A 14,098-nucleotide genomic window follows, 5' to 3' on the forward strand; every position below is an offset into this window, starting at 1 on the left:
GCGCAGCGGTACACCCCTCGCGCCTTTGCGCATCATGGGGGAGGATGAAGGAAAGACTTAGGAGGTCCGGATGACGGATCAGGGGATGTCGGGTATGGGTCCGACCGCCCTCGTCGGAGACAGTCTCACGCAGGGCGGCGACTGGCAGGCGTGGATGCCGGGGGAGACCATCTACAACTTCGGGGTCGGGGGAGACACCACGGACGACGTGGTGGCCCGTCTGTGGGATGTGATCAACGCGCAGCCCACCGTCGTGGTGCTGCTGATCGGCACGAACGACCTCGCCTGGCGGCGCTCGGTCGAGCACATCGTGCGCAACGTGGAGACCATCCTGGTCACGCTGCGCAGGGAGCTGCAGGAGACGCGCATCCTGGTGCAGTCGGTGCTGCCGCGCGGCCACGAGTTCGCGGACCAGATCCGCGACATCAACCGCCACCTGTGGCAGTTCGCGCCCACCGTGCACGCACAGTGGCTCGACCTCTGGCCCGCTCTGGCGCTGGAGGACGGCGAACTGAACCCCGCATACAGCGAGGACCGCCTGCACCTCAACGACGACGGATACCGCGTCTGGCTGAACGAGCTGGTGCCCGCCCTGGAGCGCCTGCGCCAGCAGCCGCCGACCAGCCGCGCGATCACGCTGCCGGACCTGGGCGGGGCGGCGTGACCCAAGCCATCGAGTCTGAAGTTGTTCACGCCCCCACCCGGCGTGTCGCGTGAATAACTTCGGACTCGATGGTGTGCGTGGGTTAGCGGGTGCGGAGCAGCGTCTCGTAGAAGCGGATGCCGCGGAGCCAGGTGGCCACGTGGATGCGCTCGTTGCGGGCGTGCAGCGTCGCCCGCTCCTCGCCGCTCATCTCGAACGGGGTGAAGCGGTAGACCGCGTCGCTGATCGTGGTGAAGTGGCGGCTGTCGCTGGCGCCGAGCATGATGTACGGCGTCACCACCGCATCCGGATGCACGGCCGCGATGCTGCCGGCGATCGCATCCCACTCCGGACCGGTGGTGGGGGACACCGGCGACGGTTCGCTCGGGTCGATCGCCTCGATGCGCACCAACGGGTCGCGGATGGCGCGGCGGAGGTGCGTCATGGTCTCGGCGACGCTCGACCCGACGGCGATACGGACGTTGACGACCGCTTCGGCGGTCTCCGGCAGGGCGTTGGCGGCGAGGCTGCCGGACAGCTGCGTGACCGCCGTCGTCGTGCGCACGATCGCGCGGGTCTCGTCGCTCACCCGGCCGAGCACGGCGACCAGGGCGGGCTTCAGGCGCCTGGCCCGGGTGAACACCGCGCGCAGCGGGCCGGTGGCGTGGGCGCCGAGCGTCTCCACCATCTGCAGGTTGGTCTCGCTGAGGCCGGCGGGGAACGGTTTCGCGTTCAGCCGCGTGATCGCGCGCGCCAGCCGCACCGTCGCGGTCAGCTTGGGCGGGGTGGAGGCGTGCCCTCCGTTCTGCTCGACCGTCAGCCGGACGCTCGTGATGCCCTTCTCGCTGACGCCGACGACCGCGATCGGCTTCGCGACGCCGGGGAAGATGCCCTCGACGACCGCACCGCCCTCGTCGAGCACCAGGGCCGGCCGCACGCCGCGGCCGGCGAGGGAGGCGACGATCGTCTTCGCCCCGGACCCGACGGTCTCTTCGTCGTGGCCGAAGCTGAGGTACACGTCCGCGGCGGGGGTGTGGCCGGCGGCGACCAGCGCATCCACTGCTTCGAGGATGGCGACGAGGGATCCCTTGTCGTCGAGGGTGCCTCTGCTCCACAGCACGCGGGCGTCGCCTGTTCCGGTGAGCTCGGCGCCGAACGGCGGGTGCTCCCAGCCGTCGTCGGTGGCCGGCACCACGTCGTAGTGCGCCATCAGGACGGTGGGGGCTCCGTCGCCTGCGCCGCGCCAGCGGTAAAGCAGGGAGTGGCCGTGCTGCTCGCGTTCGAGAGTGGCGTGCAGGTGGGGATACAGCTCGGGCAGCGTGGCGATGAAGGTGTCGAACGCCTCCCAGTCCGTCTGCTCGACCGCGTTGCGGGACATGGTCGGGATGCGCAGCAGCGTGCGGAAGCGGTCGACGGCGGCATCGTCGTCGATGCGCGCAGGACCGCTCACTCTCCCGCCGCCCGGCGGAACGCTGCGAGGGCATCGTCGGAGTAGAGCACGAAGCGCACCAGCTCCACCGGCCCGAACGACGCGGCGAGCACGGCGCGGACCGTGCTGACCGCGATGCGGGCGGCGTCGTCCATCGGCCAGCCGTAGACGCCGGCGGAGATCGCGGGGAAGGCCACGGAGGCCGCGCCGACCTCGCGCGCGACGCGCAGCGATGAACGGTAGGCGTTCTGCAGCAGCTCCGTCCTGTCCTCCGTTGCGGACCAGACGGGGCCGACCGCGTGGATGACCCACGTGGCGTCGAGCTCGCCGGCGGTGGTGGCGACGGCCTGGCCGGTGGGGAGCCCATCCGGGAATGTCGTCGCGCGCAGTTCGCGGCAGGCGTCGAGGATGGCCGGACCGCCGCGGCGGTGGATGGCGCCGTCGACGCCTCCTCCGCCCAGGAGGGAGCTGTTCGCGGCGTTGACGATGGCGTCGACGTGCTCGTCGGTGATGTCGCCGCGGACGATCTGGATCAGGTCGTCCACCGTCAGCCCCTGTTGTTGGAGAGCTCGTACACCTTCAGCAGCTCGACGATGGCGTCGTCGCGCTGGCTGCCGCCCTCGTCGAACATCTCGGTGACGTGCGTCTTGAGATGGTTCTCGACGAGCAGCTTGTTGAGCGAGCCGAGCGACTTCTGGATGGCGAGGGACTGGGTGATGATGTCGATGCAGTAGTCCTCGTTCTCGATCATCTTCTCCAGGCCTCTCAGCTGGCCTTCGAGGATGCGCGTGCGGTGCATGGCGCGTTTCTTGATGTCTGCGATCACCCGTCCAGGATACCGCGCCGATCCCGTATACCCCTATGGGGTATGTGTTACAGTCGAAGACATGGAAACGAGCTACGACATCCAGGGCATGACCTGCGCGCACTGCGCGCACGCGGTGAGCGAAGAGCTGGGGGCGCTGGACGGCGTCACGGCCGTGGCGGTCGACGTGGCGGCAGGCACGGCGACGGTCACCAGCGACGCCGCTCTCGCACGGGATGCGGTCCAGAGCGCGGTCGAAGAGGCCGGGTACACGCTGGCCCACCCCCGACAGCTTCCCCTGCTGTGACGAGCGCCGACACGGCCGCTCCCGGCATCCAGCTCGACCTCGCGATCGACGGGATGACCTGCGCAAGCTGCGTCGCCCGCGTCGAGAAGCGGCTCGGCAGGATCGACGGCGTCACCGCCAGCGTCAACCTCGCCACCGAACGGGCCAGGGTCACGGCACCCGCGTCGCTCGATCCGGCACTGCTCGTGGCCGAGGTGCAGAAGGCCGGATACGGCGCGCACGTCATCGAAGCGGTGGAGCCACCCCGGGATGCGTCGTCGTCGTCCGCCCTGCGCCTGCGGCTGATCGTCAGCGCGGCGCTCACCGTGCCCGTCGTGCTGCTGGCCATGATCCCGGCCTGGCAGTTCTGGGGCTGGCAGTGGGTGTCGCTGCTGCTGGCGACGCCGGTGGTGCTGTGGGGCGGCTGGCCGTTCCACCGCTCTGCGGCGATCAACCTGCGGCACGGGGCGGCCACGATGGACACGCTCGTGTCGCTCGGCACGGCCGCCGCCTACCTCTGGTCGGTGTGGGCTCTCGTCTTCGGCACGGCGGGCGAACTGGGGATGCGGCATCCCTTCACCCTGGTCGCGGAGCCGGGCAGCGCATCCGGGGCCATCTATCTGGAGGTTGCAGCCGGCGTCACGACGTTCCTGCTGCTCGGGCGGTTCGTGGAGGAGCGGTCCAAGCGGAGGGCGGGCGCCGCGCTGCGCGAACTGCTGCAGGCCGGGGCGAAAGACGTCGCGATCCTGACCGGCGACGGGTCGGAGACGCGCGTTCCGGTCTCCGCTCTCGCGGTCGGCGACCGGTTCGTGGTGCGGCCCGGCGAGCGCATCGCCGCGGACGGCGTCGTGCAGGACGGCGCCGCCGCCGTCGACACCAGCGCGATGACGGGGGAGTCCGTGCCGGTCGAGGTGTCACAGGGCGACACGGTCGCCGGAGGCACCATCGCGCACGCCGGCACGCTGATGGTGCGCGCATCCCGGGTCGGAGCGGACACGCAGCTGGCCAGGATGGCGAAATTGGTGGAGGAGGCCCAGCTCGGCAAGGCGGCCGTTCAGCGACTGGCCGACCGGATCTCCGGCGTCTTCGTGCCCGTGGTCATCGCGCTCGCCCTGGCCACCTTCGGCGTGTGGATGCTCCTCGGCGGCGGAACCTCCGCCGCGATCTCCGCCGCGGTCGCCGTGCTCATCGTCGCCTGCCCGTGTGCGCTCGGTCTGGCGACCCCGACCGCGCTGCTGGTCGGCACGGGACGCGCCGCCCAGCTCGGCATCCTGATCACCGGCCCGGAGGTGCTCGAACGCACGGGCCGCATCGACACGATCGTGTTCGACAAGACCGGAACCCTCACCACCGGAGCGATGACGGTCACCGGCGTCGTGCCGGCGGACGGGGTGGATGCGCAGGAGGTGCTGCTGCTCGCCGCATCGGCCGAGCGCGGGTCGGAGCACCCGATCGGCCGGGCGGTCGCTGCGGCAGTGGATGCGCACGCTCCCGTCACCGGATTCCGTGCCGTGGCCGGGTTCGGCGTGACGGCGCAAGTGGAGGGACGGACGGTCGCCGTCGCACGCGCCGACGCGCACGCGACCCTCCCTGCCGTGCTCTCCGACGCGCTGCGCGACGCCAGGGCGGCGGGTGCCACGGCGGTCGTCGTCTCCGTCGACGACGCGCCGGCCGCGGTCCTCAGCGTCACGGACCCGCTGCGTCCGGACGCCGCGGAGGCGATCGGCCGGGTGCGGGCGCTCGGCCTGGAGCCCGTGGTGCTGAGCGGCGACCACGAGGAGACCGTACGGGCCGTGGTCGCGCCGTTGCGCATCCAGCGCGTGGTGGGCGGGGCGACGCCGGAGGGGAAGGCGCAGGCCGTCCGGCGGATGCAGGACGACGGCCGGTCGGTGGCGATGGTCGGGGACGGCGTCAACGACGCTGCGGCGCTCGCGGCCGCCGATCTGGGCATCGCGATGGGCTCGGGCTCGGATGTCGCCATCGAGGCGGGCGACCTCACGCTGCTGCGCTCGGATCCGGTGCTCGTGGCGGACGCGATCCGGCTGTCCAGGCGCACGGTGTCGATCATCAGGGGCAACCTGTTCTGGGCGTTCGCGTACAACGTCGCGGCCATCCCGATCGCGGCGTCCGGGCTGCTCAACCCGATGATCGCCGGGGCGGCGATGGCGTTCTCGAGCGTGTTCGTGGTGCTCAACAGCCTGCGGTTGCGACGGTTTTCCGGGCGTACGGTTTCTTCCTGACGCGGGCGTCATATTCGGCGCCGGGATGCGTCCATATCAGTGACCCTGTGTGCGATCTGAACAGTATCCCGGCGTGCCGCGTGCATTCACCCCTGAATGGGGGGTGGGGGAGGACATACTGCCGGGTCTATCCTCCACATAGGGGTTGAGAAATATTCGTTTTACAGGAAAGGCCCGACTTTGCTGAAGAACCTCAGCCCGCTGCTGTCCGGTGCGCTCTTGAGCGTCCTTGATTCCATGCACGATGGCGACATGCTTACCCTTGTCGGCAGCGGCTATCCACAAGAAGAAATAGTTTCACCCGTCATTCATCTCGGAGAGGTGACGACTGAAGCCGCGGCCGACGCGATTCTCAGTGTGTTCCCTCTCGACAACGACGATCCGTCGCCGATCACGTTCCTCGATCTCGCCGGTGAACCGTACGATGTCCCAGACGTGGCGTTCGCGGTGAACGGCATCGCTTCCGATGCCGAACTCCGTCGCGTGCCCATGACCCGTCTGGAGCTCGGCGAATTCGTCGAGCTCGCCCGCCATTCCGTTGTGACCGTGAGCGTGGGGTCGGACGCCCCGCCATGCGCGTTCCTGTTGCGGAAAGGCCCCTGCTGAATCACACGCACAGCTGAACGTGGGCGTGCCGGAGCCTCATCGGCGCCGGCACGCCCCACCAGCGTGGATGCTCCTGCCGTAGACTCGGTGACCGTGTCCCGACCCACCACCCAGCCGACCTTCAACCGCGCGGCTCTCGCGCCCGGCATCCTCGGGGCGATCGTCCTGATCGGCGGCCTCGCCCTGATCGGGGGCGAGTGGTACCTCTACGTGCAGTATGCGGTGAGCATCCTCGCGCTCATCCTCTGCGTCTTCGCCGGACAGGCCAAGCAGTGGTGGTGGCTGGCCGGTCTGATCCCCGTCGCCGTGCTCTGGAACCCGGTCTGGCCGATCACCTTCGGGGACGTGGTCATCCGTCTCTTGCACCTCGCGAGCGCCGTGCTCTTCGTCGCCGTCGCCGTCACCGTGAAGATCCCCGTCGATCCGCGTCGCTGATTCGCGCATCCTCGCGTAAACTGGTGGTCGCGTCGCGAGTTCCTGCACGACGCGTCCCCGGCGCTCACCGCGGCGGGCGGGTCCATTCGGTTCCCCGCCCGGACGCTGCGCCGGCCCTCACGCCATACGGCGTCCGCTCTTCGTCAGCGCGCGACGCTCCCCCTGGAGGACCATGTCTCGTTCCGGTCAACGCACCAGCTCGTCGCGCCAGCAGCAGCGACGCACCCGCCACGCGAACAACGACGGGCTGATCCCCGTCCTCGCGCGCAAAGTGCGGGAGGTGGAGGCGAAGGCCGCGGACGGCAAGAAGCTCGGACCGACCAATCGCACCAAGTTCCAGGTCATCGCGTTCCTCATGCGCGAGGAGCGGGCCAGGGCCAAGTCGGACCCCGAGCTGAGCGACGCAGCTCGCGCGGAGCAGCTGAAGCGCCTGGACGGCATCGCGACCATCCTGGCCAAGACGGCCGCGCGCGACACCTCGCTCATCGCCCTGCTGGAGAGCGAGTCCCCGCCTACGGCGACCGCGCAGACCATGCGCAGGGACTGGCTGCTCGAGTCGGGCACGGAGCTCTCTCCGGACGACCTCATCATCACGGTGGAGCGTCCCGTCGCCAAGCAGGACAGCGTCATCACGCCGGAGCTCGCCGAGAAGCAGGTCATCCCGCAGTCCGTGCGTGCCAGGCAGCTCTCGAACCCGTTCCTCGCCCCCGACTTCTCGAAGGCCACCGCCGCGCAGTCCGCTCCGCGGCGCCGTCTCGACTCGTGGGAGCTGCTCGGCCCGCTGTTCAAGTCGTTCGAGTACGGCTCGGGCGGCCAGGCGGCCAGCATGGAGCTGCCGCCCGCTCCGGCCATCGACCGGTATTCGCCTCCCGGCCTCGAGCTGATGCACCACCAGGCCCGCTTCGTGGAGAGCGTCCGGCTCGGCCACCGCAGCTTCCTGCTCGCCGACGAGCCCGGCCTCGGCAAGACGGCGCAGTCCGTCCTCGCGGCCAGCGTCGCCGGCGCGTATCCACTGCTCGCCGTCGTGCCGAACGTCGTCAAGATGAACTGGGCGCGCGAGGTGGAGCGCTGGACGCCGCACCGCAGGGCGACGGTCATCCACGGAGACGGCGAGGGCCTGGATGCGTTCGCCGACGTCGTCATCGTCAACTACGAGGTCCTGGATCGGCACCTCGCCTGGCTGAGCACGCTCGGCTTCAAGGGCATGGTCGTCGACGAGGCGCACTTCATCAAGAACCTGCACTCGCAGCGCTCCAAGTACGTGCTCGGGCTCGCGGACGCGATCAAGAAGACCGGCGACCCCCTGCTGATGGCGCTCACCGGCACCCCGCTGATCAACGACATCGACGACTTCAAGGCCATCTGGCAGTTCCTCGGCTGGATCGACGGCAACAAGCCGGCGCCCGCCCTGATGGAGAAGCTCGAGGAGACCGAGCTGACGCCGGCCGATTTCGGCTTCTACGCCGCGGCGCGCGAGGCCGTCATCGACATGGGCATCGTCCGCCGCCGCAAGATCGACGTGGCCGCCGACCTGCCGAGCCGCCGCGTGGTCGACCTGCCCGTCGAGCTGGACGACGACCTCGGCCGCAGCATCCGCCAGGCGGAGAAGGAGCTGGCTGCCCGCCTCGTCGCCAAGTTCCGCCGCGCATCCGCCGCCGGCCGGCCGGACTCGTTCGACGGAGACGACGACGCGCACCGTGCGCACCTCATCCGCCTCGTCGCCCAGTCGGAGCTCGAGGACGCACGCTCGTCCAAGAGCGGGGACAACGTCTTCACGATGGTCCGCAAGATCGGTCAGGCGAAGGCGGGGCTGGCCTCCGACTACGCAGCGCAGCTCGCGCGCTCCGTCGGCAAGGTGGTGTTCTTCGCCAAGCACATCGACGTGATGGATGCGGCGGAGGAGGCCTTCGCCGCCCGCGACCTCAAGACGATCTCGATCCGCGGAGACCAGACCGCGATCGCCCGCCAGCGGGAGATCGACGCGTTCAACAACGACCCGGAGGTGTCGGTGGCGGTGTGCTCGCTGACCGCCGCGGGCGTCGGGCTCAACCTGCAGGCGGCGTCCAACGTCGTCCTGGCCGAGCTGTCCTGGACGGCGGCGGAGCAGACCCAGGCCATCGACCGCGTGCACCGCATCGGCCAGGAGGAGCCGGTCACGGCGTGGAGGATCATCGCCGCGCAGACCATCGACTCCAAGATCGCCGAGCTGATCGACGCCAAGCAGGGCCTCGCGGCTCGCGCGCTCGACGGCTCGGATGTCGAGCCGGGCTCGGCGGACTCCGTGCAGCTGGATGCGCTCATCCACCTGCTGGAGGACGCGCTGGGGTAGTCGCCCGGGTGGGCGCCGGCGCCGCCTCAGGCGATGTCGGCGTCGTCCGGGTCGAGAGGCACCGGCCGGTCGTCGTCGGGGACGAGGTCGTCGTCCTCGTCGTCGGCGACGGGCAGGTCGTCCTCGTCGCGAACGATGGGGGCCGGCTCGTAGTCGGCCTCCTGGGCTTCGCGGAAGTCGTCCAGCTCGTCGTCGCCGCCGCGCGTGTCGCTCTCGGTCATGCACCGAGGGTACCTCTCGCGCCTGCCGCGGTCGAGAGGCTGGTGTCAGCCGAGCGTGAAGACGAAGTACGGCCCTCTGCCGTCGTGCAGGATGCGCGCCTGGCCGGAGAACGCGGCGAAATCGCCCGTCCCCGTGCCGGGGATGATGTAGCCGAACGCCGAGTCGTCGCTCGGGTGTTGCAGCGCGCCGTGGTGCACGGTGAACGAGCCGGTCCTGCCGTCGTCGAGGGTGCCCGTCACCCGCTCGGCCGCGAGGTAGCCGCGGCTCTCCTCCGTGCCGGACGACACGAAGTGCGCGACGGACTCTCCGACCAGTCCCTCCGTGTACGTCTTCCGCATGGTGATCGCTCCGACCCAGTCCCCGTCGATGCCGGGAAGCTCTGCCGGGTCCCAGCCGGTGACCTCGAATCGGGCGGTGATCGTCTCGTGCTCGCTCATCCCCTCACCATAGAGAGGGGGCCGGTCGCCGTCTTGTAATTTCGCGACAGAGCGAATCTGCACTAGACAAGGGGCATGCCACAGCACTCCCAGGTCGAGATCGAGCGCAAATACGACGTCGACGAGACCACGGCCCCTCCGCTGCTGGTGGGGGTCGGCGCTGTCGCGCTGCAGACGGAGCCGGAGACCGCCGAACTCGTCGCCACCTACTTCGACACCGCAGACCTCACCCTGGCGCGCGCGAGGATCGCGGTGCGCGTCCGCCGCGGGGGAGCCGACCAGGGCTGGCATGTGAAGCTGCCGGCCGAGGAAGGCCGCACAGAGCTGCGCTGGCCGCTGACCGACGGGGACGACGTTCCGGAGGAGCTGATCGCCTCCGTCGCCGCCGTGGTCCCGGATGCGCGAATCGCGGAGGCCGAGCTGGTGCCGGTGGCCAGAGTCACCAACCGGCGCGTCACCGTCGTGCTGCAGGATGCGGCCGGGTTCGACCTCGCCGAGTTCTGCGACGACCACGTCACCAGCGAGAACCTCCGCAGTGGGGGCACCCAATCGTGGCGCGAGTGGGAGGTCGAGCTGCTGAGCGGCGCACCCGACACCCGCTCCGGCCGCACGGCGCTGCTCGACGAGATCGAGGAGCGCGTGCTCGCCGCGGGCGCCGTGGTGTCGGCGAGCTCGTCCAAGCTGCAGCGCGCGCTCGGGCTCTAGCGGGCGGCGCCACCGGCCTCGTACCCGCGTTTTTGTGCTGGTGCCCGCCGTCAGGCATGATTCACAGGTAGCGAATTTCACCCAGGGAGCAGCATTTTGAAGATCGGCATCCTCACCAGTGGCGGCGACTGTCCAGGACTGAACGCGGTCATCCGCGGCGCTGTCCTGAAGGGCGACCGCGTCCACGGCTCCGAGTTCGCCGGTTTCCGTTACGGCTGGCGCGGCGTCGTCGACGGCGACATCATGCCGCTCGACCGGCACAGCGTCCGTGGCCTCTCCCGTCAGGGCGGCACGATCCTCGGCTCCAGCCGCACCAACCCGTTCGAGGGCGAGAACGGCGGCCCGGAGCACATCCAGGCGATGATGGACGAGAACGGCATCGACGCCATCATCGCGATCGGCGGAGAGGGCACGCTGACCGCTGCCCGCCGTCTCACCGACGCCGGTCTCAAGATCGTCGGCGTCCCGAAGACCATCGACAACGACCTCGCCGCCACCGACTACTCGTTCGGCTTCGACACCGCCGTCGAGATCGCGACAGAGGCCATCGACCGGCTGCGCACCACCGCGGAGTCCCACCAGCGCTGCATGGTGGTGGAGGTCATGGGCCGCCACGTCGGCTGGATCGCCCTGCACTCCGGCATGGCAGGCGGAGCGCACGCCATCCTCATACCGGAGCAGCCCCAGTCGATCGAGCAGATCATCGAGTGGGTCGAATCGGTCCGCGACCGCGGCCGCGCGCCGGTCATCGTCGTCTCCGAGGGCTTCCACCTCGACACGATGGAGGAGGCGCACTCCCACAAGGGCCTGGATGCGTTCAACCGTCCGCGCCTCGGCGGCATCGGCGAGATGCTCGCCCCGATGATCGAGGAGCGCACCGGCATCGAGGCGCGCGCCACCGTGCTCGGCCACATGCAGCGCGGAGGCGTCCCGAGCGCGTACGACAGGGTGCTCGCCACCCGCCTCGGCATGGCGGCGGTCGACGCCGTCTACGAGGGACGCTGGGGCTCGATGGTGTCGCTGCGCGGCACCGACGTCGTCAACGTGTCCATCGCCGACGCGACCGGCGGCCTGAAGACCGTTCCGCAGGCCAGGTACGACGAGGCTGCTCTGCTCTTCGGCTAGGCCGGCTGACTAGACTCCTCGTCACAGGCGTGAAGGAGTCAATGTGCCCAGGTGCGTTCAGTTCGACGAGTTCGGTTCCCGCGACGCTCTCCGGATCGTCGACACGGAGCGGCCGTGGCCGGGGCCCGGTGAGCTCGTCGTGCGCGTGATGGCGGCCGGGCTCAACGCCATCGACGTCAAGGCGTACCGGGATGCGGACGTCGCGTCCCGCTTCGGCGTCACCGTCCCGAGCTGTCTCGGCCAGGACTTCGCCGGGTTCGTCGAGGAGGTCGGCGAGGGGGTCACGCGCTTCACCGTCGGCGAGGCCGTGTTCGGCAGCGCGCCGTTCCGCACGTTCGCCGACTTCATCGTCGTGCAGGAGGACGGGGCCGTGCTGCACAAGCCGGACCCTCTCACCTTCGAGGTGGCCGGAGCGCTCGCGACGGTGGGCAGGACGGCCGTGGCGACCACGGCATCCATCGGCCTGACGGAGGACGACACGGTCCTGGTGAGCGCAGCGGCGGGAGGCGTCGGCGTGCTCGCCGCCCAGCTCGCGGTGCGCGCGGGAGCCACCGTGATCGGCACGGCGGCCTCGGAGAACCACGCGTACCTCGACGGGCTCGGGATCGTGCCCGTCGCCTACGGGGACGGCCTCGCCGACCGGGTGCTGGCTGCGCTCGACGGCGGCGCGCTGACGGCCGTGCTCGACAACCACGGCAGGGAGACCATCGAGGTGGGGATCGCGCTGGGCGTGCCGGTGGAGCGCATCAACACCATCGCCGCGTTCGGTCCTGACGCCCTCGGTGCGCGCACAGTCGGAGGGTCGGCGGCGGGAAACGAGGAGCTGGCCTGGCTGGCCGGGCTGCTCGCGGAAGACGAGTGCATCCTGCCGATCGACTCGATCTTCCCGATCGAGCGCGTCATCGAGGCGTTCGCCCGGCTGGAGGCCGGGCACGTGCGCGGGAAGATCGTGCTGGTCACGGACTGAGACACCGTCGTGTGCCGGGCGGGCACGCTCTGGGTTTCGCAGGGTCGGGAGCCTAGACTCGCGGACATGGTTCTCACGAGCAGGCTCAGGAGCATCCGATGATCGCAGACGACACCGCCCGCCAGTTGCGTGCAGCAGGGCTCCGCTGGCGCCCGCAATCCGGGGACACCTTCGCGATCGACCGCGACGAGCTCGCCGGCGACCGGTTCACGGTGAGCGACATGACCATCGAGCCGCACGAGTTCGACACGGGCACGATCCTCGGCTTCAACGGCACGACCGAGTGGGCCCTCGACTCGCTCGCCGTCGAAGACGCGCTGTGGATCCCGCGCGAAGACCAGCTGCGCGAACTCCTCGGCGGCTCCTTCCTGCACCTGGCGCGCACCCCGGACGGCTACCGCGTCAGCATCGCCATCGGCGGTGAGGAGCGCATGTTCGAGGACGAGGATGCGGCGACCGCGTACGCGCAGGCACTTCTGTCGCTGATCGGGGCGTCGGTGTCCTGAGCCGGTCGCGGTGCCGCCGGTGCCTGTGCCGAGTTCCGGTGCCGGGCACCCGGGGTCAGGCGAAGATCGACGCGTCCAGCTCGGCGACGCTGCGCACACCGGCGAGCCCGAGGGTGATGTCCAGTTCCGCGACGGTGTTCCGCAGCAGCTCGCGCACGCCGGCCTCGCCCGCGAGCGCCAGCGCGTAGACGTAGGGGCGCCCGATCGCGACCGCCCGCGCGCCCAGGGCGAGCGCGACCACCGCGTCCGCCCCGCTGCGCACGCCGCTGTCGAACAGCACCGGGATGCGTCCGGCCACCGCCCCGACCACGCGGGGGAGCGCATCCAGTGCGGGCTGCTCGTTGTCGATCTGGCGCCCACCGTGCGTCGACACCTGCACGGCGTCCATGCCCGCGTCGATCGCGCGAACAGCGTCGTCGGGGTGCAGCACGCCTTTGAGCACGATCGGCAGCGCGGTGCGCTCGCGCAGGAACGCGAGGTCGGCCCAGGTGAGCGCCGGGTTCGCGAACACGTCGAGGAACGTCTCGATGGCCGCGAGCGGCTCCGCAGAGCGGAGGTTGTCGCGCAGGCGGCCGGGGTGGTGGCGCAGGATGCTCGCGAACGAGGCGATCGTCGCGGGGGTGACGGGCGTGTGCTCCCGCGGGCGACCTGCGGCGATCCGTTCCCGCACAAGGCGCAGGAAGACGGGGTCGCTCGTGTACTGCGCGATCCCGCGGCCGCGGCTGAACGGCAAGTAGCCGAGGTCGAGGTCGCGCGGCCGCCAGCCGAGCACGTGCGTGTCGAGGGTGACGACGATGGCCTCGCAGCCGGACCGCTCCGCGCGGGAGACGAGGCTCTCGACCAACTCGTTCGACGAACTCCAGTACAGCTGGAACCAGCGGCTCGCGCCCCGGCTCATCGCATCCATGTCCCGGGCGACGGTCTCCATCGGCGTCGACGCCTGGTTGGACAGCATGGCCGGGATGCCGAGCGCGGCGGCGGCACGGGCCGCACCGCTGTCGGCCGATGGATGCGCGAGGTCGAGCACCCCGATCGGCGCGAGCAGCAGCGGGGTGGGCCTGTGACGCCCGAACAGCTCGATGCCGAGGTCGCGCGACGACACGTCACGGAGCACCCGCGGCACGATCCGGTGGCTGCCGAATGCTGCCGTGTCCGCCCTGTCGGTGCGTTCGAGCCCTGCGGATCCCGCGACGTACGCGAACGCCGCCCGCGACATGCGACGCTCGGCCGCCCGCTCCAGCGCGGTGAAACCGACCGGGATGCGCGGGGTGCGCCCCGCAACGCCCGCGCGGTAGATGGCGGACTGGGCTTCACGACCGGCGCTGAGCGACATGGCAACATTCTGCACCGTGGGCGGTGGACC

Annotated in this window: 16 protein-coding genes; 10 read left to right on the top strand and 6 right to left on the bottom strand. The window is 70.4% G+C overall.

Annotation, left to right across the window (positions count from 1 at the left end; genetic code table 11):
• Positions 1-70: 70 nt before the first annotated feature.
• Positions 71-664: a GDSL-type esterase/lipase family protein gene (locus HF024_RS06975; protein ID WP_085369319.1), complete on the top strand. Its 594-nt coding sequence runs from the start codon at positions 71-73 to the stop codon at positions 662-664.
• 82 nt (positions 665-746) lie between these two features.
• Here the strand turns inward: HF024_RS06975 and HF024_RS06980 are convergent, their stop codons facing one another.
• The 3 genes from HF024_RS06980 to HF024_RS06990 all read right to left on the bottom strand — a co-directional run bounded on the left by HF024_RS06980 (position 747) and on the right by HF024_RS06990 (position 2,898).
• Complete coding sequence (locus HF024_RS06980) at positions 747-2,021, bottom strand: M20/M25/M40 family metallo-hydrolase (protein WP_168690812.1); 1,275 nt, start codon at positions 2,019-2,021, stop codon at positions 747-749.
• A gap of 68 nt (positions 2,022-2,089) precedes the next feature.
• Positions 2,090-2,617 (bottom strand): O-acetyl-ADP-ribose deacetylase, encoded by a 528-nt coding sequence (locus tag HF024_RS06985; protein WP_168689088.1) that lies wholly within the window; start codon positions 2,615-2,617, stop codon positions 2,090-2,092.
• A 2-nt stretch (positions 2,618-2,619) separates the two neighbouring features.
• Entirely contained in the window at positions 2,620-2,898 is a 279-nt protein-coding gene (locus tag HF024_RS06990; protein ID WP_085369317.1) for a metal-sensitive transcriptional regulator, read from the bottom strand.
• A 61-nt stretch (positions 2,899-2,959) separates the two neighbouring features.
• On the opposite strand from HF024_RS06990, the gene HF024_RS06995 reads away from it, so the two are divergent.
• The 5 genes from HF024_RS06995 to HF024_RS07015 all read left to right on the top strand — a co-directional run bounded on the left by HF024_RS06995 (position 2,960) and on the right by HF024_RS07015 (position 8,773).
• Positions 2,960-3,184, top strand: coding sequence for a heavy-metal-associated domain-containing protein (locus HF024_RS06995; protein ID WP_168689089.1), 225 nt, complete (start codon positions 2,960-2,962; stop codon positions 3,182-3,184).
• The gene (locus HF024_RS07000; protein ID WP_281727832.1) at positions 3,181-5,403 is read left to right on the top strand and encodes a heavy metal translocating P-type ATPase; all 2,223 of its coding nucleotides are present in this window, start codon (positions 3,181-3,183) and stop codon (positions 5,401-5,403) included. Before HF024_RS06995 ends, HF024_RS07000 begins: the two co-directional genes overlap by 4 nt.
• 180 nt (positions 5,404-5,583) lie before the next feature.
• Complete coding sequence (locus HF024_RS07005) at positions 5,584-6,009, top strand: RbsD/FucU domain-containing protein (RefSeq protein ID WP_085369314.1); 426 nt, start codon at positions 5,584-5,586, stop codon at positions 6,007-6,009.
• A gap of 93 nt (positions 6,010-6,102) precedes the next feature.
• Positions 6,103-6,444: a DUF6804 family protein gene (locus HF024_RS07010; RefSeq protein ID WP_247597344.1), complete on the top strand. Its 342-nt coding sequence runs from the start codon at positions 6,103-6,105 to the stop codon at positions 6,442-6,444.
• Positions 6,445-6,616: 172 nt separating this feature from the next.
• On the top strand, positions 6,617-8,773 hold the full coding sequence (locus HF024_RS07015) for a DEAD/DEAH box helicase (protein WP_085369312.1): 2,157 nt from the start codon (positions 6,617-6,619) through the stop codon (positions 8,771-8,773).
• Between the two features lie 26 nt (positions 8,774-8,799).
• Here the strand turns inward: HF024_RS07015 and HF024_RS07020 are convergent, their stop codons facing one another.
• Both HF024_RS07020 and HF024_RS07025 read right to left on the bottom strand, forming a co-directional pair.
• Positions 8,800-8,994 carry a hypothetical protein gene (locus HF024_RS07020; RefSeq protein ID WP_168689091.1) on the bottom strand — a complete coding sequence of 65 codons (195 nt, stop codon included), beginning with the start codon at positions 8,992-8,994 and terminating at the stop codon, positions 8,800-8,802.
• A 45-nt stretch (positions 8,995-9,039) separates the two neighbouring features.
• Positions 9,040-9,432, bottom strand: a complete 393-nt coding sequence (locus HF024_RS07025; protein ID WP_168689092.1) for a DUF3224 domain-containing protein — start codon at positions 9,430-9,432, stop codon at positions 9,040-9,042.
• A gap of 75 nt (positions 9,433-9,507) precedes the next feature.
• Here HF024_RS07025 and HF024_RS07030 point away from each other — a divergent pair, with 75 nt between their 5' ends.
• From HF024_RS07030 to HF024_RS07045, 4 genes are all read left to right on the top strand, one after another.
• Entirely contained in the window at positions 9,508-10,137 is a 630-nt protein-coding gene (locus HF024_RS07030; RefSeq protein WP_168689093.1) for a CYTH domain-containing protein, read from the top strand.
• Between the two features lie 96 nt (positions 10,138-10,233).
• Positions 10,234-11,262, top strand: a complete 1,029-nt coding sequence (locus HF024_RS07035) for a 6-phosphofructokinase (RefSeq protein ID WP_085369308.1) — start codon at positions 10,234-10,236, stop codon at positions 11,260-11,262.
• Between the two features lie 43 nt (positions 11,263-11,305).
• Positions 11,306-12,229, top strand: coding sequence for an NADP-dependent oxidoreductase (locus HF024_RS07040; protein ID WP_168689094.1), 924 nt, complete (start codon positions 11,306-11,308; stop codon positions 12,227-12,229).
• 98 nt (positions 12,230-12,327) lie between these two features.
• A complete protein-coding gene (locus tag HF024_RS07045) occupies positions 12,328-12,735 on the top strand; it encodes a hypothetical protein (protein WP_085369306.1) in 408 nt (135 codons plus the stop codon).
• Positions 12,736-12,790: 55 nt separating this feature from the next.
• Here HF024_RS07045 and HF024_RS07050 read toward each other — a convergent pair whose 3' ends face one another.
• Entirely contained in the window at positions 12,791-14,068 is a 1,278-nt protein-coding gene (locus HF024_RS07050; protein WP_168689095.1) for an alpha-hydroxy-acid oxidizing protein, read from the bottom strand.
• Between the last annotated feature and the right edge of the window lie 30 nt (positions 14,069-14,098).

The sequence above is a fragment of the Leifsonia sp. PS1209 genome (assembly GCF_012317045.1).
In the GTDB taxonomy this organism is placed as follows: Bacteria; Actinomycetota; Actinomycetes; order Actinomycetales; family Microbacteriaceae; genus Leifsonia.

Coding starts and splice junctions, on each gene's coding strand:
- HF024_RS07015 (WP_085369312.1), top strand. CDS start 6,617: ATGTCTCGTTCCGGTCAACGCACCAGCTCGTCGCGCCAGCAGCAGCGA.
- HF024_RS06975 (WP_085369319.1), top strand. CDS start 71: ATGACGGATCAGGGGATGTCGGGTATGGGTCCGACCGCCCTCGTCGGA.
- HF024_RS07045 (WP_085369306.1), top strand. CDS start 12,328: ATGATCGCAGACGACACCGCCCGCCAGTTGCGTGCAGCAGGGCTCCGC.
- HF024_RS07030 (WP_168689093.1), top strand. CDS start 9,508: ATGCCACAGCACTCCCAGGTCGAGATCGAGCGCAAATACGACGTCGAC.
- HF024_RS06995 (WP_168689089.1), top strand. CDS start 2,960: ATGGAAACGAGCTACGACATCCAGGGCATGACCTGCGCGCACTGCGCG.
- HF024_RS07050 (WP_168689095.1), bottom strand. CDS start 14,068: ATGTCGCTCAGCGCCGGTCGTGAAGCCCAGTCCGCCATCTACCGCGCG.
- HF024_RS07020 (WP_168689091.1), bottom strand. CDS start 8,994: ATGACCGAGAGCGACACGCGCGGCGGCGACGACGAGCTGGACGACTTC.
- HF024_RS07025 (WP_168689092.1), bottom strand. CDS start 9,432: ATGAGCGAGCACGAGACGATCACCGCCCGATTCGAGGTCACCGGCTGG.
- HF024_RS06980 (WP_168690812.1), bottom strand. CDS start 2,021: ATGTCCCGCAACGCGGTCGAGCAGACGGACTGGGAGGCGTTCGACACC.